Origin of the sequence: Spongiactinospora sp. TRM90649 (genome assembly GCF_029382225.1) — a bacterium.
Lineage (GTDB): Bacteria > Actinomycetota > Actinomycetes > Streptosporangiales > Streptosporangiaceae > Spongiactinospora.
Map to the genome: position 1 here is coordinate 437,509 of NZ_JARLTC010000002.1, position 19,768 is coordinate 457,276.

General features: G+C 72.7%; 17 protein-coding genes. 9 read left to right on the forward strand and 8 right to left on the reverse strand.

Translation table 11 applies throughout. The features are described 5' to 3' along the window. Position 1: 1 nt before the first annotated feature. The 4 genes from P3X83_RS02055 to P3X83_RS02070 are packed head-to-tail and all read right to left on the reverse strand — an operon-like array spanning position 2 to position 5,520. Positions 2–877, reverse strand: coding sequence for a class I SAM-dependent methyltransferase (locus P3X83_RS02055; RefSeq protein WP_277302735.1), 876 nt, complete (start codon positions 875–877; stop codon positions 2–4). Next, complete coding sequence (locus P3X83_RS02060) at positions 874–2,802, reverse strand: glycosyltransferase (RefSeq protein WP_277302736.1); 1,929 nt, start codon at positions 2,800–2,802, stop codon at positions 874–876. Before P3X83_RS02060 ends, P3X83_RS02055 begins: the two co-directional genes overlap by 4 nt. 16 nt (positions 2,803–2,818) lie before the next feature. After that, positions 2,819–4,615, reverse strand: coding sequence for a hypothetical protein (locus P3X83_RS02065; RefSeq protein WP_277302737.1), 1,797 nt, complete (start codon positions 4,613–4,615; stop codon positions 2,819–2,821). Further along, entirely contained in the window at positions 4,612–5,520 is a 909-nt protein-coding gene (locus P3X83_RS02070; protein ID WP_277302738.1) for a hypothetical protein, read from the reverse strand. The genes P3X83_RS02065 and P3X83_RS02070 overlap by 4 nt, the downstream gene beginning before the upstream one ends. 252 nt (positions 5,521–5,772) lie before the next feature. Here P3X83_RS02070 and P3X83_RS02075 point away from each other — a divergent pair, with 252 nt between their 5' ends. Genes P3X83_RS02075 through P3X83_RS02095 form a run of 5 tightly spaced genes read left to right on the forward strand, consistent with a single transcriptional unit; the run spans position 5,773 to position 10,470 of the window. Next, positions 5,773–6,027, forward strand: coding sequence for an acyl carrier protein (locus P3X83_RS02075; protein WP_277302739.1), 255 nt, complete (start codon positions 5,773–5,775; stop codon positions 6,025–6,027). Between the two features lie 31 nt (positions 6,028–6,058). Next, on the forward strand, positions 6,059–6,781 hold the full coding sequence (locus P3X83_RS02080; protein WP_277303501.1) for an SDR family oxidoreductase: 723 nt from the start codon (positions 6,059–6,061) through the stop codon (positions 6,779–6,781). A gap of 19 nt (positions 6,782–6,800) precedes the next feature. After that, the gene (locus P3X83_RS02085) at positions 6,801–8,153 is read left to right on the forward strand and encodes an AMP-binding protein (protein ID WP_277302740.1); all 1,353 of its coding nucleotides are present in this window, start codon (positions 6,801–6,803) and stop codon (positions 8,151–8,153) included. Beyond that, positions 8,150–9,211 carry an acyl-protein synthetase gene (locus P3X83_RS02090; protein WP_277302741.1) on the forward strand — a complete coding sequence of 354 codons (1,062 nt, stop codon included), beginning with the start codon at positions 8,150–8,152 and terminating at the stop codon, positions 9,209–9,211. The genes P3X83_RS02085 and P3X83_RS02090 overlap by 4 nt, the downstream gene beginning before the upstream one ends. After that, on the forward strand, positions 9,208–10,470 hold the full coding sequence (locus P3X83_RS02095; protein WP_277302742.1) for an acyl-CoA reductase: 1,263 nt from the start codon (positions 9,208–9,210) through the stop codon (positions 10,468–10,470). Before P3X83_RS02090 ends, P3X83_RS02095 begins: the two co-directional genes overlap by 4 nt. Here P3X83_RS02095 and P3X83_RS02100 read toward each other — a convergent pair. Together P3X83_RS02100 and P3X83_RS02105 are read right to left on the reverse strand one after the other, a co-directional pair. Beyond that, on the reverse strand, positions 10,460–11,734 hold the full coding sequence (locus tag P3X83_RS02100) for a dolichyl-phosphate beta-glucosyltransferase (protein ID WP_277302743.1): 1,275 nt from the start codon (positions 11,732–11,734) through the stop codon (positions 10,460–10,462). The genes P3X83_RS02095 and P3X83_RS02100 overlap by 11 nt on opposite strands. Positions 11,735–11,842: 108 nt before the next feature. Further along, the gene (locus P3X83_RS02105; protein ID WP_277302744.1) at positions 11,843–14,044 is read right to left on the reverse strand and encodes a hypothetical protein; all 2,202 of its coding nucleotides are present in this window, start codon (positions 14,042–14,044) and stop codon (positions 11,843–11,845) included. Positions 14,045–14,352: 308 nt separating this feature from the next. On the opposite strand from P3X83_RS02105, the gene P3X83_RS02110 reads away from it, so the two are divergent. After that, on the forward strand, positions 14,353–15,075 hold the full coding sequence (locus P3X83_RS02110) for a polysaccharide deacetylase family protein (protein ID WP_277302745.1): 723 nt from the start codon (positions 14,353–14,355) through the stop codon (positions 15,073–15,075). 155 nt (positions 15,076–15,230) lie between these two features. Then, on the forward strand, positions 15,231–16,064 hold the full coding sequence (locus P3X83_RS02115; protein WP_277302746.1) for a polysaccharide deacetylase family protein: 834 nt from the start codon (positions 15,231–15,233) through the stop codon (positions 16,062–16,064). 3 nt (positions 16,065–16,067) lie between these two features. On the opposite strand, the gene guaA is transcribed toward P3X83_RS02115, so the two are convergent. Together guaA and P3X83_RS02125 are read right to left on the reverse strand one after the other, a co-directional pair. Further along, on the reverse strand, positions 16,068–17,618 hold the full coding sequence (guaA, locus tag P3X83_RS02120) for a glutamine-hydrolyzing GMP synthase (RefSeq protein ID WP_277302747.1): 1,551 nt from the start codon (positions 17,616–17,618) through the stop codon (positions 16,068–16,070). A gap of 208 nt (positions 17,619–17,826) precedes the next feature. Then, on the reverse strand, positions 17,827–18,624 hold the full coding sequence (locus P3X83_RS02125) for an SAM-dependent methyltransferase (RefSeq protein ID WP_277302748.1): 798 nt from the start codon (positions 18,622–18,624) through the stop codon (positions 17,827–17,829). A 519-nt stretch (positions 18,625–19,143) separates the two neighbouring features. Here P3X83_RS02125 and P3X83_RS02130 point away from each other — a divergent pair. Beyond that, positions 19,144–19,488, forward strand: a complete 345-nt coding sequence (locus P3X83_RS02130) for a hypothetical protein (protein ID WP_277302749.1) — start codon at positions 19,144–19,146, stop codon at positions 19,486–19,488. Then, positions 19,485–19,640 (forward strand): hypothetical protein, encoded by a 156-nt coding sequence (locus tag P3X83_RS02135; protein WP_277302750.1) that lies wholly within the window; start codon positions 19,485–19,487, stop codon positions 19,638–19,640. Before P3X83_RS02130 ends, P3X83_RS02135 begins: the two co-directional genes overlap by 4 nt. The last annotated feature ends 128 nt before the right edge of the window (positions 19,641–19,768 follow it).

Sequence of the window (19,768 nt, forward strand, 5' to 3'; positions counted from 1 at the left end):
ATCACTTGGCGCGGCGGCGCAGGCGGCGGCGGAGCCGCGTGGGCATCAGGATCCGCATCAGTCGTTTGTGCAGCGGCTTCCTGCGCTTGTGCCGCGCCTTGGTGTTCCAGCGGGGCGCGACCGGTGCGGGCTCGGCGGGCAATGGCAACGTCTGCTCCTTTTCCTCTTCCTCCTCCGGCAGGCCCGGCGCCTGCGGAGTCTCCGCGCCCGGGGCGCGGTCCAGGTGGATCACCGTGCGCCCGGCGACGGGCTCGGTGTGCGAGATCCACTCGTCGGGGTGCCCGGCCAGCCACCGAGTCAGTTCCTCCTGCGGCGTGCCCGCGTCGCCCCAGGTGCCGTAGAACTTCTGCGGCGTCAGGCAGATCGGGTGCAGGCCGTGCGCGGTCACCGCCTCCCACACGGCGGCGGCGATGCCCGGCGCTCCCTCGAAGCGGTAGTCGTCCACCACCACGATGCCCTCGGCGACCAGCAGCTTGCGGGCCGCCGCGAGGTCGTCGCGGACGTCTTCGTAGGCACGGGACGCCGCCAGGTGGGCGAACCTGCACGAGTCGGGCTCGACGTGGTCCAGGATGACGGTGGACGGCCCCTGCACGATCTCCGGGAGCCGCTGGTGGAAGGCCAGGTAGTTGGACTCGAACCCGCCGCGCAGCCCGGCCTGGTCGAACCGGTCGCACACCACGAACCGCTCCTCCTCGCGGCGGTGGCGGCCGATCACGATGGCGCTCTTGCCCTGGTCGGCGCCCAGCTCGACGAGGTCGCCCGGGGTGAAGAAGCGGGCCTGGTAGCCGAGCAGCCAGTCGAAGACGCGCATGTCGGTCTCGTGGAGCCGGCCGGGTATGTTGTCGAGCGTCCAGGGCGCCGCGGGCAGTGCAGTCAACGCGGATCGGTCCTTTCTCTGAGAACCAGGTTGCAGTTGCCGGACCGCGTCACCACGAACCGGCGGTGGTCGGCCTCCCCCTCGACGTGCTCGGCGGAGTCGAACGCGAGGGGCACGGCGCGGGCGCCCCGGTGCCGCAGGGCGAACCGCCAGGCCGTCCCGGAGCCGATGCCCGCCAGCGGGATGTCGGCGGTGAACCGCGACACGCCCCCCGCGCGAGAACCGTCCAGTTCGGCGGGGAACGCGACCCCTGCGGCCGTCTCGTCCTGCGGGACCACGGCGACCTCGGCGGGCGGCGGCAGGTTGGCCCGCGCCCAGCCCGAGATGCGCAGCCCCGCGCCCTGGGGGACGCACCGGGTCACGGCGGCGCGGGCGCACCGCACGCGCAGCCGCAGGCGGCGGTGGTTGCCGACGGCCGGGATGATCCACAGCCCGTCGCCGATCCGCAGCGGCCCCTGGCCGAACAACGGGTCGGCGGCCGGGGCGGCCACGCCGGTCTCCAGGTCAAGGCCGCGCCCGGCCAGCTCGGCGCGGATCTGCCAGGTGCCCTCGGCGTCCTCGCACTCGGCGAGCGGCAGCGTCTCGCCCAGGTCGAGTTCGAAACGGACCTCGTCGCCGTCGGCGACGATCGCCGCGGCCTCGCCGTGCGCGGCCGTGCCGGGTGCCAGCCGCCACTGCCCGAGCGGGACGGCACGGCCCTCCTTGCCGCCCTGGCGCAGCGCGAGCCGCAGCCGGGCGCCCGCGAGGTCGGCGACCCCGGCGCCGGGCAGCCAGATCCGGCCCTGGGCGCGCAGGCCGCCGCCGCCGAACCGCAGGCGGTCGACCCCGGCGCGCAGCCGCAGCTCCCCGGTGACGTCGTGGCTGTCGGCCGGGATCCGGCGGTCGCCGCGCAGCGGGTAGTCCGCGTACCAGCGGCGACGGCGCAGCCCGCCGGGCCTGACCCGCACCGGCGCGTCGGTGTCGTGCGCGAGCACCGAGCGCAGCTCGGGCAGCATCCGCCGATGCAGCAGCCGCAGTTGCAGCCGGGTCAGCGCGGGCACCGCCCGCCAGGTCTCCTCCTCGACCCCGTCGAGGTAGTCGCAGGCGAGTTCGAGGAGCGGATCGCGCTCCTCGGGGCTCAGCGCCACCACGGCCTCGGCCGCCACGCGCAGGTCGATCTCCATCGACTCGGCGTCCAGCAGCGGCTTCAGCTCCGGGGCGCGGACCTCCAGGAACGCGGCCGTCTCGGTGACCGACAGCAGCCGGTCGCGGACGTTCTCCGGCTCCAGGCGGCGCTGGGTGATGGAGCCCGCGCCGTCGTCGCGCTCGCGCCAGTGGTAGACGACCTCGGAGTGGACGTCCACGCCGTCGGCGAGCACGTGCGCCGGGATCATCACCGGCTGGTCCTCGTACATCCGGGCCGGGAAGGCGAGGCCGTGGGCGTCCCAGAACGCGCGGCGGAAGACCTTGTTCCAGGCCATCCGGTCGCGGACCAGCTCGGTGTGCGCGCTGATGTGGGTGCGCGGCAAGGTCGCGGCGAACGCCTCCCGGTGCGCCCACGACTGGGTCAGCCTGCGGCCGGTCAGCCGCCGCACGTTGCCGCAGGCGAGGTCGGAGCCGGTGCGTTCGAGCGAGGAGACCAGCAACTGGTACGCCCTGGGCGGGATCACGTCGTCGCTGTCGGCGAAGGCCAGGTAGCGGCCGGTCGCGGCGGCGGCCCCGGCGTTGCGCGCGGGGCCGAGCCCGGCGTTGGGCTGGGTGATCAGCCGGAAGCGCGGATCGGCCGCCGCGTAGGCCGCCGCCGTCGCGGCGCTCGCGTCGGCGGAGCCGTCGTCCACGCAGATCACCTCGAAATCGCTGAGGGTCTGCGCGGCGATCGACGCCAGGCAGGCGTCGATGTACTTCTCGACGTTGTAGAACGGGACTACGACCGACAAGAGCGGCACTTCGGATACTCCTCCCTCAGCCTCGCCGTACCAGGCGGGCACCGGTTCGCAGCGGCCAGGTCATGCCGCGCACCGCGCGGTTGGCGAACGAGTGGCGCATGGCCACCACCTTCCTGCGGGCCCGGCGCAGCTTGCGCCGGGTCCTGCGCAGTTCGCGCTCACGGCCGGTGAGCTTGATCTCCAGGCGGTCGATCCGGGCCTGCGCCGAGGTCAGCGACTCCCGCATGCGGTCGCGGGCGGCGAGCACCACCCGGTAGGTCTCGGGCGGCGACGCCTGCGGCGCGGCGGTGCCGAGCGTGGCGGCGAGGTCGGCGTCCAGGGCCTTGGCCTCGGCCAGGGCTCCGGCGTCGAAGGGCAGGCCGCACAGCGCGAGCAGGGTGCCGGTGAGGCGGTCGGCGTCGAGGTCCCACGGCCAGGGGTGGTGGTGGCCGCCGGCGAGCAGGCCGTCGGCGAACCGCCACAGCACCCGGGACAGCGCCACCGGCAGCGGCACGGGGGCCAGCAGCGACCAGCCGGGGTCGATCGGCCACGGCCGGTCGTCGTCCCAGGCCAGGTTGTCGGTGGTGGCGAAGGCCAGGTGGCCGGGCAGCAGGCCGTCCACGGCCTGGCGGGACAGCCAGCCGCACAGCGACCGCAGCGTCTCACGGACGCGCGGCAGGTCGTCGAAGGCGCAGGCGGTGAGCAGCACCTCGTCCAGCAGCCGCCCCTGCGGGAGGGGGCCGGACAGGGCGTCGGGCTCGCGCAGCACGCGGTCCATGCGGAGAGTCGCGGCGACCGGGAGGGGACGGCGGGTCCAGGTGCCGTAGATCTCGTCGTGGACCAGCTCGCACACGCGGGTCCACGGGTGCTCGCAGATGTTGTCCTCGACCAGCGCGGCGGGGGTGGGGAACGTGTCGGACGCGTAGGGCTCCGGACGGTGGGCGACCGTCAGCCACAGCGGCGCGAGGCGGTCGGCCAGGCCGTACTTGAACGCCTTGGCGGCCAGGCGCACCGGGTCGGCGATCACCTGCCTGCCGTGGTGGCGCTGCGCGCAGGCGGCGACGGTCACCGCGTCGGGCAACGGCGGCGCGCCGTTCAGGGTCTCCACCGAGAACAGCGCGCGGGGCGCGTGCGCCGACGGGAACCCGGCGTAGCAGACGCGTTCGGCCAGCCCGTGGGAGTGCAGCTCGCGGGTCACGGCCTCGTGGCGGGCCGGGTAGGTGGGGTCGAGCCCGGCGGGGAACCAGTCGCCGTCGGTCCGTTCGTACGGCTTGGCCTCGACGAAGGCGTCCATGCCGAGATCGTTCCTGGTGGCCAGGACGAGCGTGCCGCCCTCCGACACCAGGCCCGTGACCTGGGCGAGCGTGTCGCGCCAGGTGTGGCCGGGCGACTCGGCCGAGTGCACCCGGTCGAACCCGTCGAGCGCGCAGACGACGTCGAACGGCGGCAGGTCGGGCAGCTTGTCGAGCCGTCCGCAGTAGACGGTGAATGCGGGCACCCCGAGGTGGCCCCGGCCGAGACGGCAGGCGTCGGGGTGGGAGCGGAGCACCACGGCCACCGACGCGGCGCGCTCGGCGACCCAGGAGACGAAGTCCTCCGGGTGCGGGCCGACGAGCAGCACGGCTGCGCCGTCGGGCATGATCCGGCGCAGCAGTTCACGGACGGCCTGCCCGCAGCGCGGCGGCCCCGCCGCACGGCAGGGGGCGGTGGCTTGCGCGGCGGGATGGTCGCTCTCCGGCGGCGCCGGGTCGTCGGACCACAGCAGCATCTCCCCGCCGACCAGGCGGACGTTTGGCGGGAGGTCGGCCACCCGCGCCGGTTCGTCGGCGGTCATGCGCATCTCTCCCGTTCGAGCACCAGGGGCCTGCCGCCGGGTCTGAGGTGACGGCGGGCGTGCCGGTCGGGGTCCCAGCCGAACAGGGCGCGCAGTTCCTCCGGGCCGGTGAGGTGGGCGAAGCCCAGTTCGTAGGTGGCGATCTCGCGGGCGGCGACCGGGTCCACGCTGGGGCCGTGCAGCTCGGGGTAGAGCCGCATGCGGCGGGCGGTGCCGCCGTACTCGGGGCGTTCCTCGGCCAGGGTCATCGGGTCGCCGTAGACGGCGATGTCGCAGCCGACGGACGCGCCGTAGAGGATGGCGCTGGTGAGCCGGTTGGAGGCGACACGCCGGTGGCTGCGGAGTTCGGCGAGCTGGCGGAGCAGGAAGTCGCGGCCCTTCTGGTCCCAGCGGGAACCACGTTCACCATGGCAGATAACCCGGAAGCCCGCTTTTTCGTACCATTTCCGGATTTCGGGGTTGCGGTATTCCAGCCAGTAAAGGCACACCGTCACCGGGCCGGTCTCCACGTCCCTGATCTCGTCCACCAGGCGCGCGTGGTCGCCGTGCACGGCGTGCTTCTCCCAGCCGTGGAACGGGTACCAGATGGTGCCCTCCCGCGCCGGCGCCGCGCCCGCGTCGGTCATGTGCGGCTCCATGGCCAGCAGGTACGCCCAGGGCGAGCCGATCACGTAGTGGCCGCGCCGTCCCATGGACCAGCCCCGCCGCGCCAGCACGTCCGACCAGACGAAACGCGGGTAGCCGGAGGTGCACCAGCGGTCGTTGGGCGGGAACCCGTGCAGGTAGTTCCAGCCGTGCTGGACGAAGCCGCGGATGCGCGGCACCTGGCGCTGCTGCAGCCGACTGATCCCGCAATAGCGGGCGAATATCCGCGAATGCCCGTACCAATGATTGGACTCGTCCATCACTCCCCCAAGCGCGCGTGAACGGCGCGGCGAATGCGCCGCCACGACGATGGCAGCCCGCCACCCGCGGTGCGGCGGCCTATACGCTTCCATTACCTTGAGGAGAAACGCACAGTAGCTACGCCGTTACGCAAATGCAACACTAACCCAGCGGCCACTCCGGAGCCGGTATCCACAACGCGTTCATTCCGAGTCGCACGCTTGGCTACACTCCGTGGATACTCGGACACGTTGAGTGGAGAGGGGCACGCGGTGAACACCACGGATCCGGTCCAGCGCCTGCGCGCGGTCTTCGCGCGCGCACTGGGCCTCGGCGAGGGCGCGCAGGTCGACGAGCTGGAGTACCGCTCGATCCCGCAATGGGACTCACTGGCGCACATGTCGCTGGTCGCGGCCATGGAGGACGAGTTCGACATCATGATCGACACCGACGACGTCCTCGACATGTCCTCCTTCACCAAGGCGGCGGCCCTGCTCGCCAAACACGGTGTCCCCGTCCCCGGCTGACCCGCCACCCTCGCCATCTGGTGGGCGGGTGGTGCTGGTGACGGGGGCGGCGCGGGGGATCGGGTATGCCGTGGCGCGGGGGCTCGCGCTGGGCGGGGACACGGTCGTGGTGCACGGGCGGACGCCCGAGTCCGCCGAGCGGGCAGCGGCGGCGCTGGCCCGGGAGACCGGCGGGAAGGCCGAGGCCGCGCACGGCGACGTCGCCGACGCCGAGGCCGTGGCTGCGATCATGCGCGGCGTGCACGGACGGCACCGGCGGCTCGACGGGCTGGTGGTCAACGCGGGCGTGCACGAGGCGGCGCTGCTCGGCATGATGGGCGCGGCCTCCGTGGAGCGGCTGTTCCAGGTCAACGCGGTCGGCGCGGCCCACACCCTGCAAGCGGCCGTCCGGCTGCTGCGCCGTGGGGTCAACCCGGCGGTGGTGCTGGTGTCGTCGGTGATGGGCGTGTCGGGCGGGCCGGGGCAGGCCGTCTACAGCGCGACCAAGGCGGCGGTCGCCGGGCTGACCCTCGCGGCGGCCAAGGAGCTCGGGCCCGCCGGAATCCGCGTCAACGCGGTCGCCCCCGGCTACATCGACACCGACATGCTCGCCACCCTCGACGCCACGGGCCGCGAGGCCCGAGTCCGCGCCACCCCCCTGGCCCGCCTCGGCACCCCCGCCGACGTCGCCTCCGCCGTCACGTTCCTCCTCTCCCCCGAAGCCTCGTTCATCACCGCCCAGGTCCTCTCCGTAGACGGCGGAGTCGCCGTATGACCCACTGCGGGGTGCGGAGGTGATCCATCGGCCTTGGGTGCCGCATCCGGGGGCTCGGGTGGTGGACGCCGGGAGCGGGCGGGAACTGGGCGGGGCCGAGTTGTGGGAGCGGGTCGAGGCGGAGGCCGCGCGGCTGGGCGGGCTGCCCGAGGGGTTGCTGCTCAGCCCCTCGCCCTCGCGCGTCGCGGCGGTGGTGCGTTACCTGGGGGCGTTGGCGTCGTGCCGTCCGGTCGCGTTGCTCGATCCCGCGATCCGGCCCGAGACGTTGCTGACGCTCGTCGAGCGCTACTCCCCCGCCGTGGTGGCCGACCCGCCGTCCGGCATGCCGGTTCCGGCCGGATACACGCCCGGGGCGCAGTGGATCCGCGACGACGCGCCGCCCGTGCATCCCGACCTGGCGGTGTTGCTGACCACCTCGGGGTCCACCGGCAGTCCCAAGCTGGTGCGCCTGTCGCGCGACGCCGTGCTCGCCAACGCCGGTTCGGTCGCGCGGGCGCTCCGGCTGACGCCTGACGACCTGTGGCCGACCACGCTCCCGCTGCACTACACCTACGGCCTGACCACGCTCAACGCCCATCTGGCCGCCGGAGCCGGGGTGATGCTGACCGGCGACGGCCTGCTCGACCGCCGGTTCTGGGAGACCGCCGACGCCTTCGGCGCGACCTCGATCGCGGCGGTGCCTTACCAGTTCGAGATGCTGCGGCGGCTGCGGTTCGACCCGGCCGCGCATCCGGCGATCCGCATGATCACCCAGTCCGGCGCGCGGCTGCGCGCCGACCTGGTCGCCGACTTCGCCGCGCGGATGGCCCGCTCCGGCGGTCACCTGGTCAAGATGTACGGCATGACCGAGGCCCCCCGCGTCGCGGTCCTGCCTCCCGAGCACCTGGCCGCCCGCCCCGACTCCGTCGGCCTGGCCGTCCCCGGCGGCTCGCTGTCCATCGACGACGGCGAGGTCGTCTACCGCGGGCCCAACGTGATGATGGGCTACGCCGAGAGCGCCGCCGACCTCCTCCGCGACGACGAGCTGGGCGGCGTGCTGCGCACCGGCGACCTCGGCCGGCTCGACCCTGAGGGGTTCCTGTTCCTGTCCGGCAGGCTGCGCCGGATCGGCAAGGTCTTCGGCCTGCGGGTCGGCCTGGACGACCTGGAGGAGCTGCTGCGCGGCCACGGCCCGGTCGCGGCCGTGGCGGGAGACGACCGCGTGGTGGTGTTCGCCGAGGCCGTCGAGCCGCGCATGCGCGAGGAGCTGGCGCGACGGCTGGCCGCGCTCACCGGCGCGCACTGGAGCGGGTTCGACGTGCGGGGCGTGGAGCGCCTGCCGTTGCTGCCCTCGGGGAAGGTCGACTATCGCACTCTGGAGGCCGGGCTATGACGCCGTTCTCACTGCCGCAGCCGGTCAAGGAGGCCAGGCTGCTGCCGGAGCTGGCCGCGCTGACCGAGCACCACCGGGCCGCGTGCCCGCCGTACGCGCGGATCCTGGCCGCGCTCGGCGAGGCCCCGCCGTACTCGTCGGTGGCGGCGCTGCCCTGGCTGCCGGTGCGGCTGTTCGCCACGCACGAGCTGAAGAGCGTCCCCGACGACGCGGTCTTCCGGACGCTGACCTCAAGCGGCACCACGGGCGGACCGCCCAGCAAGATCTTTCTCGACCGGGCGGCGGCGCAGGCGCAGGCCCGCGCGCTGGCCGCCACGCTGCGGGCGGTGCTCGGCGAGCGGCGGATGCCGATGCTGGTGGTCGACTCCCGGTCGGTGATCCGCGCCGCCGCGCTGAGCGCGCGCGGCGCGGGCGTGCTGGGCATGATGAACTTCGGCAGAGACCACACGTTCGCACTCGACGACGACGGCGCGGCCGACCTCGCGGCGGTCCGCGGCTTCCTGAGCCGCCACCGCGGCGACCCCTTCCTGATCTTCGGGTTCACCTTCATGACCTGGCGTCATCTCTACGAACCGGCCCGCGATCACGGCCTCGACCTCTCCGGCGGGGTGCTGATCCACTCGGGGGGCTGGAAGAAGATGGCCGACGAGGCCGTGGACAACGCCGAGTACCGCCGCAGGTTCGCCGCCGACACCGGCCTGACCCGGATCCACAACTTCTACGGCATGGTCGAGCAGATCGGGACGATCTTCCTGGAGGGCCCCGACGACGACGGCGACGGCGGCCTGTACGCGCCCGACTTCGCCGACGTGATCATCCGGGATCCCGAGACCTGGCAGGAGGTCCCGCCGGGCGTTCCCGGGCTGATCGAGGTGGTGAGCACGCTGCCCACCTCCTACCCGGGCCACGCGGTGCTGACCGAGGACCTCGGCGTCGTCCACGGCGTGGACGACGGCGTGTGGCCGGGCAAACGGTTCGGCGTGCTCGGCCGGCTGCCGCGCGCCGAGGCGCGCGGGTGCAGCGACACGTACGGCGGCGCGTCCCGGGAGGCCGCGTGAACGTCCGCCAGGTCTTCCCGCCCGGCCCCGACGCGCCGGTCCGCCGGGTCGCCGCCCAGGTGCGCGAAGCGCCGCCCGGCGGGCCGCTGACCGTGGGCGACGAGCGGATCCGCGCGTTCCTGGAGTCGGTGTCACGCCGCCTGGTCGCCCCCGCCATGGCCCGGCGCCATCCGGAGCTGACCGCGCTCGGCTACTTCCTGCGCCGCTCCGAGGTCACCCGGGTGCTGGCCCGGCTGCGGCCGGACGACGCCGATCCGGTGCTGCGGGTGCCGCGCGGGCTGGTCTTCCACATCCCGCCCGCCAACGTCGACACCCTGTTCGTCTACTCCTGGGCGCTTTCGGCGCTGGCCGGCAACCACAACGTGGTCCGCCTGTCGCCGCGCGCGGGCGGCCCGGCCCGCGCGGTGGTCGAGGTGCTGCTCGACGCGCTCGCCGACGCCCACCCGGCCGTGGCGCACTCCCAGCGGGTGGTCGGCTACGAGCGTTCCACCGAGGCCACCGGGTGCCTGTCGGCGGCGTGCGACCTGCGGGTGATCTGGGGCGGCGACGAGGCGGTGCGCGAGATCAGGCGGCAGCCGCTGCCCCCGCACGCCCGTGACGTGACCTTCCCCGACCGTTCGTCGTTCGCGGTGATCCGCACCTCGGCGTGGCTGTCCGCGCCGCCCGAGGAGCGCGAGCGGGTGGTGACGGGCTTCGCCAACGACGCCTACTGGTTCGGCCAGGCGGCGTGCGCGTCGCCGCGCACGGTGTTCTGGGTCGGTTCCGGCGACCGCGCGGCGGCGGCCGGCGACTTCAACGGACGGTTGACCGAGCACACCGCGCGGCGGTGGCGGGTGGACGCCGCGATGGCGGTGCGCAAGCGCGTCGCCGCCTACGGCCTGGCCGCCGACGGCGTGGCCGGGCGGCTGTCGTTCCCCGGCAACGAGGTCACCGTGCTTGAGCTGCCCGAGCCCGCCGACCCGGCCGCCCTGCCCCGGCGGTGGCTGGGCGCGGGCGTGTTCGCCCACACCGGCCTCGGCTCCCTCGACGGCCTGCTCCCGCTGGTCGATCGCAAGGACCAGACGATGACCCACTACGGCTTCGAGCGCGCCGAGCTGCGCGAGCTGGCCGAGGCGCTGGCCGGGCGGGGAATCGACCGGATGGTCCCGATCGGGTCGGCGCTGCGCTTCGACGGCGTGTGGGATGGCGTGGATCTTCCCGTCGAGTTCACCCGCCTGGTCAGCGTCGCCGCCCCTGGCGATACCGGGCTCAGCCCGTGACCAGCGCCCGGTCGCGGAAGACCCACCGGTCCAGCACCGCGAACCGCACGATCGTCATCACCACGTAGGCCGACAGCAGCGCGGCCAGTTCCAGCGCCCGCCCGTGCCCCGGCAGCGCGTGCACCACGCTCACCACCACCGTGGTGGTGAACAGGTAGTTGATCGCGAACAGCAGCCCGGCCCGGGAGTGGACCCGCGTCCGCGGCCCGCCGCGCCGTCCGAAGGTCCAGCGCCGGTTGGCCTCGGTGTTGGCCGCCGCGGTGACGGCCAGCGCGGCCAGGTTGGCCCATTCCGGCGTCCAGACCGTGCGCAGCGCCGCGTAGAGCGAGGTGTGCGCGACCGTGGAGACCACGCCGATCAGCGCGAACGACACCAGCTTGGCCAGCAGCGGGTTCGTCGGCGGGGCGACCACCGCGTCCGGGTGGACGGGGGCCAGTTCGCGGCGCGGCGGCAGGTCCACCCGCGCCTGGCCGCGCGACATGCGCCGGGCGACCCGGATCATCCCGCGCAGGTCCTGCCAGGCGGTGCTGACCACCTTGACGCGGGAGTCCACGTCCTCGAACCAGTCCACCGGCGTCTCGTGCACCCGCAGCCCGTTGTGCTCGGCGAGCAGCAGCAGTTCCGTGTCGAAGAACCACGCGTCGTCCTGGACACGCCCGAGCAGCGGGCGGACCACGTCGGCGCGCACGGCCTTGAAGCCGCACTGCGCGTCGCGGAACCCGGTGCCGAAGCTGAGCCGCAGCGCCAGGTTGTAGCAGCGGGAGATCAGTTCGCGCCGGGCGGTTCGCCGCACCCGCGAGGACCTGGCCAGCCGCGAGCCGATGCCGATCTCGGAGTGCCCGCTGAGCAGCGGGGCCACCATCGGCAGCAGCGCGTCGAGGTGGGTGGACAGATCGACGTCCATGTAGGCGACGATCTCGGCCGGGCTGGCGTTCCACGCGTGCCGGAGGGCCGCGCCGCGCCCGCGCGTCTCGATCCGGGTGGCGTGGACGCCGGGCAGGCGGGCCGCAAGGCCGGTGGCGATGTCCCAGGTGGCGTCGGTGCTGCCGTTGTCGGCGACGGTGATCCGCCAGGTCAGCGGGAAGGAGGCGGTCAGGAAGGCGTGCAGGGTCTCGACGCAGCCGGGCAGCGCGCGTGCCTCGTTCAGCACCGGGATGACGATGTCCACGGTGGGCTCCGGGGCCCGCGTGCCGGGCGTGGCGAGCGTCCCGGACACTGCCGGGGTGTGTGCGGCGACGGCCTCGCCGACGACGTTCTCCCGCATCGCGGCCCTCCGGCGGTCGACATGGCACGGGTACGCGGCCAGTCTCGGCCGGGGGCGCGGCGACGCCGGACGGTGACGCGCGACCTCGCCTAACAGATGACGCGGGGTTTACACGAAGGGGGAGAACGGGTCGGGGTTGGCGATCCACGGGACGATCTCGTAGACCGCGCAGTCGCCCGCCCGGTAGCGCAGCGCGGCGAACCGGGCGACCGCGCCGCGCAGCAGCGGGTCGCGTTCGTCCACCAGCAGCCAGCGCACCCGGTGGACGGCGAGCAGCCGCCGCGCCGCCGCCCGCGACGGCGATCGGAAGATCGCGTCGTTGTCGTCCAGCCGGGCCTGGTCCCAGAAGATGAAGTGGGTGTAGTGGTCGGCCAGGTAGTCGACCACCCGGCCGAGGTTGGTCGGGGTGTAGCCCCAGCCCTCCACGAGCAGCCGCCGTTCGGTGTAGGCCGAGACCCAGAAGTGCCGGTTGTCGCAGTAGCGCACCCGCACGCCCCGGCAGTGCACGTTGGTGGCGAGCACCTCGTCGGGGCGGGTGTTGGCGCGCAGCCACCGCGCCGCCTCCATCCCGCCCGCGGGCACCTCCGGCACCTCGGGGATCGTCTGCGGCGCGCCGGAGTACGACCGCACCAGGCCGTCCGCGCCCGGCGCCGAGCACAGGCCCGCGACCAGCAGCAGCACCACGGCCACACCCCCGGTCGCGCGGTGCAGGACGAGCGCGCCGACGGCGACCGCCCCGGCCAGCACGCACACCGGGACCAGCGCGGACTCGACCGTCAGCGCGGTGCCCGCGGCGCTCCGCGCGTCGATGCCGAAGGCCGCGCCACCGGCCAGGCAGAGCGCCACCAGCGCGGGCCGGACGGCACGCGGCACCCTGCCCATCGCGATCCGCAGCCCGGCCGCCGCCACGATCGCCAGGTAGGGCCAGCCGCCGCGCAGGAAGTAGAGCTGGCTCAGCCCGGGATGCCCGAGCAGCAGCGCGGCCCCGGCCGAGGACGTTCCCGCGCCGAGGCAGATCAGCAGCAGGGCCCGGCGACGCCGGGGGCACCGGAGATACGGACGGCGGCGCAGCAGCACCACGCCACCGGCGAAGACGGTCGCCCAGCCGAGCGCGAGCGCGCCGCTGACCGCGGCGGTCAGCGTGCCGGGGTCGTCGCCGGGCGCGGGGTGGGTGGCCACGAGCCAGGCGGCGAGCGCGCCCGGCCGTACGCTCATGCCCTGGGACGCGCCGCCGAACAGCACGAACTGGGCGAAGGCCAGCACGGCGGCGACCATGGCCAGCAGCCCGAGGACCAGGCGGTCGCGGCGGTGCAGCAGGAGGGCCACCAGGCCCGCGCCGATCAGCGGCACGTAGGTCGCCTTGGCCCCGGAGACCGCCACCAGCAGCGCCAGGATCAGCAGCAGCCCGGGGACGCCCGGCCTGCGCAGCGCCATGGCCACCGCGAGCACGAGCGCGGCGAAGATCGCCGAACCGAAGGTCTGGGTGGGACTGAGCCAGGTCAGCGTGCCCACCAGCGACCCGCTGGGCAGCGGGCTCTCCCGCCAGCCGAACAGGTCGGGGGTCGCGGCCAGGTACGAAAGCGCGACGGCCGCCGCGCCCGCCCACCAGGACCCGGCCGCCATGCGCCCGAGGCCCGCGATCAGGACGGTGAACGCGGCGGCGATGGGCAGGATGGCCAGCCGGTAGAGCACGGTCTGCGCCTCGATGCCGGTGGCCCAGGTCGTGGCGGCGACGTCGGCGTAGAAGAACCAGTGGTAGGCCAGCGGCTCCCCCGCCACCTCGGGGACGGTCGGCGGCATGTGGTGGCGCAGCTCGCCGACGAGCGAGAGGTGGAACGGCATATCCACGTACGGCGCGGCGTTGGACGGCCAGCTCAGCCCGTGCGCCCGGTAGAAGGCGGGCGCGGCCCACACCACGAGCGTGGCGACCAGCCCGGCGAGGGTCCAGGCGGCGGCGATGGGAACGTGTTCGCGCCGCGTGCGCGCGCACCGGCGGCGCAGCGCGGGGACCGCCGCGCAGGCCACGACCACGAGGGCGGGGGCGACCAGGAACCAGCGCGGCTGCCCTGCGGCCCGCGCGGCGGCGTAGGCCCCGATCTCCAGGGCGTATCCGGCGGCGGTGCCCGCCGCCAGCTCCACGGGCAGCGAGTGGCGCCCGGCCAGGCAGACCCGCCAGATCAGCGTGCCCGGCAGGACCACGCCCAGCGCGAGGTAGCCGAAGAAGGCCGCGATGTCGGCGCCCTGCGTGCCGTGCGCGGTGAGCGTGGCGACCGTCACGACGGCCAGCGCGACCCCGGGCATTAGTCGCACGACCGATATCGCACACCGGGCCGGTCCGGAACGGGTCCGCTGCTCGACTCGACGTGGAGCGGCGACGACAAGGGTCAAGGCTGGCTCGCAATCCGGCCCGGGAACGATCGAGCCTGGATGCGTAATGTAGCGAATCGATCACCGATGGGAGCCGAAGCGTAATCGTGTGTCCCGGAACACTTCCGACACTCATCGCGATAACCGTTTGATACGTGGTGATTTAGGAAAGCGAGGGTCTGATCCCCCTATTAGGTACGGTGTGTACGGTGACGCGCATTTTGCGCATGACAAATGGAGGAACGAGGCATATGCGGTGGCAGTGGCGATTCGGCGGCGCCCTGGTGACGGCGGGCGTCTTATTCTCCTCAGCCCTCCCGGCCCAGGCGGCCACACCACGGGCGACCACGGCCGCGAAGCCGGTCAACTGCGCCCGCCTCAAGTGCATCGCGCTCACCTTCGACGACGGCCCCTCCCCCTACACCCCGAAGCTGCTGGACACCCTGGCGAAGAACGGCGTCAAGGTGACGTTCTTCCTGGTCGGCGAGATGGCCGAGCGCCGTAAGTCGGTGGTGCGGCGGATGGCCCGCGAGGGGCACGAGATCGCCACGCACACCTACTCGCACCCCCGGCTGACCGACCTCGACACCGACGAGATCGCGGACGAGATCCAGGGCGGGCAGGAGGTGGTCCGCAAGATCACCGGCAAGCGCCCCAAGATGGTCCGCCCGCCGTACGGCCTGACGGACGAGCACGTGCAGTCGGTCGCGCAGTACCTCGGGCTGCCGCTGATCCTGTGGTCGGCCAGTTCCCGCGACTGGGAGCTGCGCCGCGCCGACGCCATCGCCAAGAAGACCATCAGCCTGGCCAGGCGCGACGGCATCGTGCTGATGCACGACATCGTCCCCGGCACCGTCGCCGCCATGCCGCGCATCCTGAAGGTCCTCAAGCAGCGCGGATACACGATCGTGACGGTCACCGAGGCCCGGCGCGGAAGGCTGCCCGGACCAGGCGAGACGTGGCCCGCGCGCTGACCTGCGGACAGCCGGCATTGTCAGAACACGGTCAGGCGACTGTCAGATTCGGAGCAGATCCTCAGGTGGTTGCCGGTGCAGAAGTGACAGATGTGGCGATACGGTAGTGCGCTGCCCGAGTTAGTCAATCTCGTATTAAAGCGAGGAGCACCCCGATGGCTCGCCATCAACGCGCCCGGCTCCCCCTCGCCGTGGCGCTCGCCTCGACGCTCGTCGGACTGGGCGCGGCAGCACCCGCCGCCCACGCCGACGCACCCAAGAAACCCGCCAAGACCGCGAAGCCGGCCAAGCCCGCGGCCAAGAAGAAGGGAGCGAAAGTCGACTGTGCGAAGGTCAAGTGCATCGCGCTGACCTTCGACGACGGCCCCGGCAAGTACGCCGGCAAGCTGCTCGACACCCTGAAGAAGTACGACGTGAAGGCCACGTTCTTCCTTGAGGGCCAGTACGTGAAGTCCCGGCCCGCGTTCGCCAAGCGGATGGCCGTGGAAGGCCACGAGCTGGGCAACCACAGCTACACCCACCCGAACTTCCGCGAGATCTCCGACCAGGAGATCGTCGACGAGCTGAAGTCGACGCATGACGCCGTGGTCAAGGCCACCGGCAAGGCGCCGACGATGATCCGCCCGCCGTACGGCGAGTTCGACTCGCGGACCGTCTCCGTCGCGGCCGAGATGGGCCTGCCGGTGGTGCTGTGGAACGGCGGCTCGCGCGACTGGGCCACCAAGAACGAGACGGCCATCTACAAGGAAGTCCTGCGCAACGCCAAGCGTGACGGCGTCATCCTGATGCACGACTGGGTTCCGGCCACCGTGACCGTGATGCCCAAGCTGCTCAAGGAGCTGAAGCGCCAGGGCTATCACATGGTCGGCGTGTCGTCGCTGCTGCGCAACGGCAAGAAGCTCCAGCCCGGCGAGATCTACCCGCAGGTCAAGCAGGAGGAGCTGGAGTCGCCCCCGGAGGACATGCAGTCCCCCGAGGACGGTACGTAGGGATCACTCCCACTCGATGGTGCCCGGCGGCTTGCTGGTGACGTCGATCACGACCCGGTTGACCTCACGGACCTCGTTGGTGATCCGGGTCGAGATGCGCGACAGCACGTCGTAGGGCACCCGAGCCCAGTCAGCCGTCATGGCGTCTTCCGAGGTGACGGGCCGGAGCACGACCGGATGGCCGTAGGTCCGCCCGTCGCCTTGGACGCCCACCGACCGGACATCGGCGAGCAGCACCACCGGGCACTGCCAGATCTCGCGGTCGAGCCCGGCGCGGGACAGCTCCTCGCGGGCGATGGCGTCGGCCTCGCGCAGCAGGTCGAGCCGGTCGCGGGTGACCGCGCCGATGATGCGGATGCCCAGCCCGGGCCCGGGGAACGGCTGCCGCCACACCATGGCCGCGGGCAGCCCCAGCTCTTCGCCCGCCCGGCGCACCTCGTCCTTGAACAGCGTGCGCAGTGGCTCGACCAGCTCGAAGCGCAGGTCGTCCGGCAGGCCGCCGACGTTGTGGTGCGACTTGATGTTGGCCGTGCCGGTGCCGCCGCCGGACTCGACGACGTCGGGGTAGAGAGTGCCCTGGACGAGGAAGTCGACCGGGGCGTCCTGCATGATCGCGCGCTGTTCGTCCTCGAAGACCCGGATGAACTCGCGGCCGATGATCTTGCGCTTCTCCTCAGGGTCGGTGACGCCGTCGAGCGCGGCCAGGAACCGGTCCGCGGCCTCCACGACCCGCAGCCGGACGCCGGTGGCGGCCACGAAGTCACGCTCCACCTGCTCGGCCTCGCCCTTGCGCAGCAGCCCGTGATCGACGAACACACAGGTCAGCCGGTCGCCGATGGCCCGCTGCACGATCGCGGCGGCCACCGCGGAGTCGACGCCGCCGGACAGCGCGCAGATCGCCCGGCCCTCGGGGCCGAGCTGCGCCCGGACCGCCTCGACGGCGTCTTCGACGATGTTGAGCATGGTCCAGTTCGGCCGGCAACCGGCGGCGTCGAGGAAGTGCTTCAGCACGGTCTGGCCGTGCTCGCTGTGCAGCACCTCGGGGTGGAACTGCACGCCGTACAGGCCCTTGGCGGGGTTCTCGAACGCGGCGACCGGGGTCTCGGCGGTGGAGGCGGTGACCGTGAAGCCCTGCGGGGCGGCGGCGACGCTGTCGCCGTGCGACATCCACACCTTCAGCTCGGCGGGCAGCCCGGCCAGCAGCACGCCCTCACCGAGGACGGCCAGCGGCGTGCCGCCGTACTCGGCCACGCCCGTGCGCTCCACCTGGCCGCCCAGCTCCCGCGCCATCGCCTGGAAGCCGTAGCAGATGCCGAAGGTCGGCACGCCGGTCTCGAACAGACCGGCGGGCACGGCGGGCGCGCCCTCGGCGTAGACCGACGACGGGCCGCCGGACAGGATGATCGCCTTCGGCTTGCGCTCCAGCATCTCCCCGACCGGCATCGTGCTCGGCACGATCTCGGAGTAGACGTGACACTCGCGCACCCGTCTGGCGATGAGCTGCGCGTACTGTGCGCCGAAGTCGACGACGAGGACGGTGTCGAACTCAGACAACGGTAAGACCTCCAAGGAGCGCGCGGTACTCCGAAGTCTATCGACCCCCGCCCTCATCGGCGCCTTCGCGTCGGCGGGGCCCTCTCAGGGCGGCGATCGCCGTGTCATCACCACAAGCGACGAGGCGTCCTTCATCACCGGCACCCACCTGCTGGTGGACGGCGGCGCCTCGACCATCGACCGCTGCCCCGCACGCTCTCGGGCCGGGTCACACCACCTTGCCGACGCCCGCCGCGACCTTGAGCTTGGTCATCGGGGCCGGGTCGTCAGGCCACCAGTCCTGCACGTCCACCAGGCCGGGTTCGAGCATCTCGAAGCCGCCGAAGAAGCGGCCGATCTCCGCTTTGGTGCGGAAGCGCATCGGCGACGGCGAGTTGACCGAGATCTCCTCCAGCTTCGCCCTGGCCGCCGGATCGCTGCCGTCGGCGCAGAACTGCGAGATCATCACATGACTGCCCGGCACCATCCGCTCCCGGAACCTGGCGACCAGCCCGGCCGGGTCGTCGTCATCGCCCACCAGGTGGAAGAGCCCGACGAAGAGCACCAGGATCGGCTTGCCGTAGTCGAGCAGCGGCGCGACCTCGGGGTGGTCCATGATCCCCTCTGGATCACGAACGTCCGCCTGGATCGAGACCACGGTCGGGTCGGTGGCCAGCAGCGCGTTGTTGTGCACGCTGACGATCGGGTCGTAGTCCACGTAGACCACGCGGGCGTCCGGGTTGATCGCCTTGGCCGTCTCGTGCACGTTGGGCGCCGTGGGGATGCCGGTGCCCACGTCGAGGAACTGGTCGACGCCCGCCTCCGCGCACATCCGCGTGACCCTGAGCAGGAACCGCCGCTGCGCCCTGCCCAGCACGGGCAGATCCGGCGCGAGCCGCATCACCTGTTCGGCGGCGGCCCGATCGACCGCGTAGTTGTCCTTGCCGCCCAGGACGTAGTCATAGGCCCTGGCGTGGCTCATCTTGCTGACGTCGATACCGGGCGGCACGCGCTCTTGCTCACTCACAGTGGAGATCCCCTCACTGCCGTACAGGTAGATCAGGGCCGGATCTTAACCCAGTAATTGCCGCCGCAACGGATAGTTCACCGTACTTTTTACGTATTAAAGCGGCATGACGTAAAAAACGGCGAAGACGCAGATGCCGAAGCGGGTCCAAAACCCCAGAGCGGACTTTTCCGCGCCTGCCGTCCCCTCCGGGCCGGGTGCCGACACTCCGCGCTATTGATGGTTTGACCTGCGCTTTCTCACTTCTGCGAGCGGACGGTCACCCCGGTTGGTCCATTCGCCGCGAGAATCGGACGGCCGGTCACATACTCGGGGTGACAGAGCGTGATCACAGGAGGTCCGATGCCCCCGATCCCCCGATCCCCCCGATCCCCCCGGTGCCCGGCGGCTCCCTCGCCCAGTACCGCGACCACAGCGCGGTCCTGCGCGCGCCGAACACCGCTACACCGACGGCCTCCGCACCGCCCACGAGCTGCGAGACCCACCCGCCTGGCGCACCACCACCTCCTGCTCGCGAACATGGCCCTCTACCAGCGGCGCCCCACGGTCGCGCTGGACCACGCGTTCGCCGCCGAAGGCCGGCTCCGCGACAACGCCCTCCCCTGCAACGGGCCGCCGGGCTCCTCACCCGCGCGCGTGCTCTCCGCCACCCGCCGCGACCCCGCGAACCTGGCGATGCTCGACCAGGCGATCGGCCTCGCCACCCGCCGCACGAACCCGACGCCGCCGCACCTGTTCTGGCTCACCCCGGAACGGATCTCCAGGCAGGTCCTCTTCTGCCAGGTCGGCCTGAAGCAGACCGACCCGCCATCGCTACCGCGCAACGCCTCCTCCGCACGTCAGAGCGGGGATGGGTGCGCGTGAACGGCGAGGTTCGTCTCGAAGGCCGTCTGCCCGACCTCATCGGCCAGGCCCGGGAACGCCTCCAGCCGTGGGCCACCACCCGCCACGTCCGGGCGCTCGACGACCGGCTCCACGCCCTGGCCATCGCGCCTCGCCGCCCAGGTCCCGCGTAGCCCGGCGGACATCCTCTACAAAGGCATGACGCCGTGTCAGCAGATGTGGACGATCGCACCATACCGAGGCATTGCTGCGACAGCGCGAAGCCCTTGAACTGGCGTAGTACACCTGCTAGATGCGACGA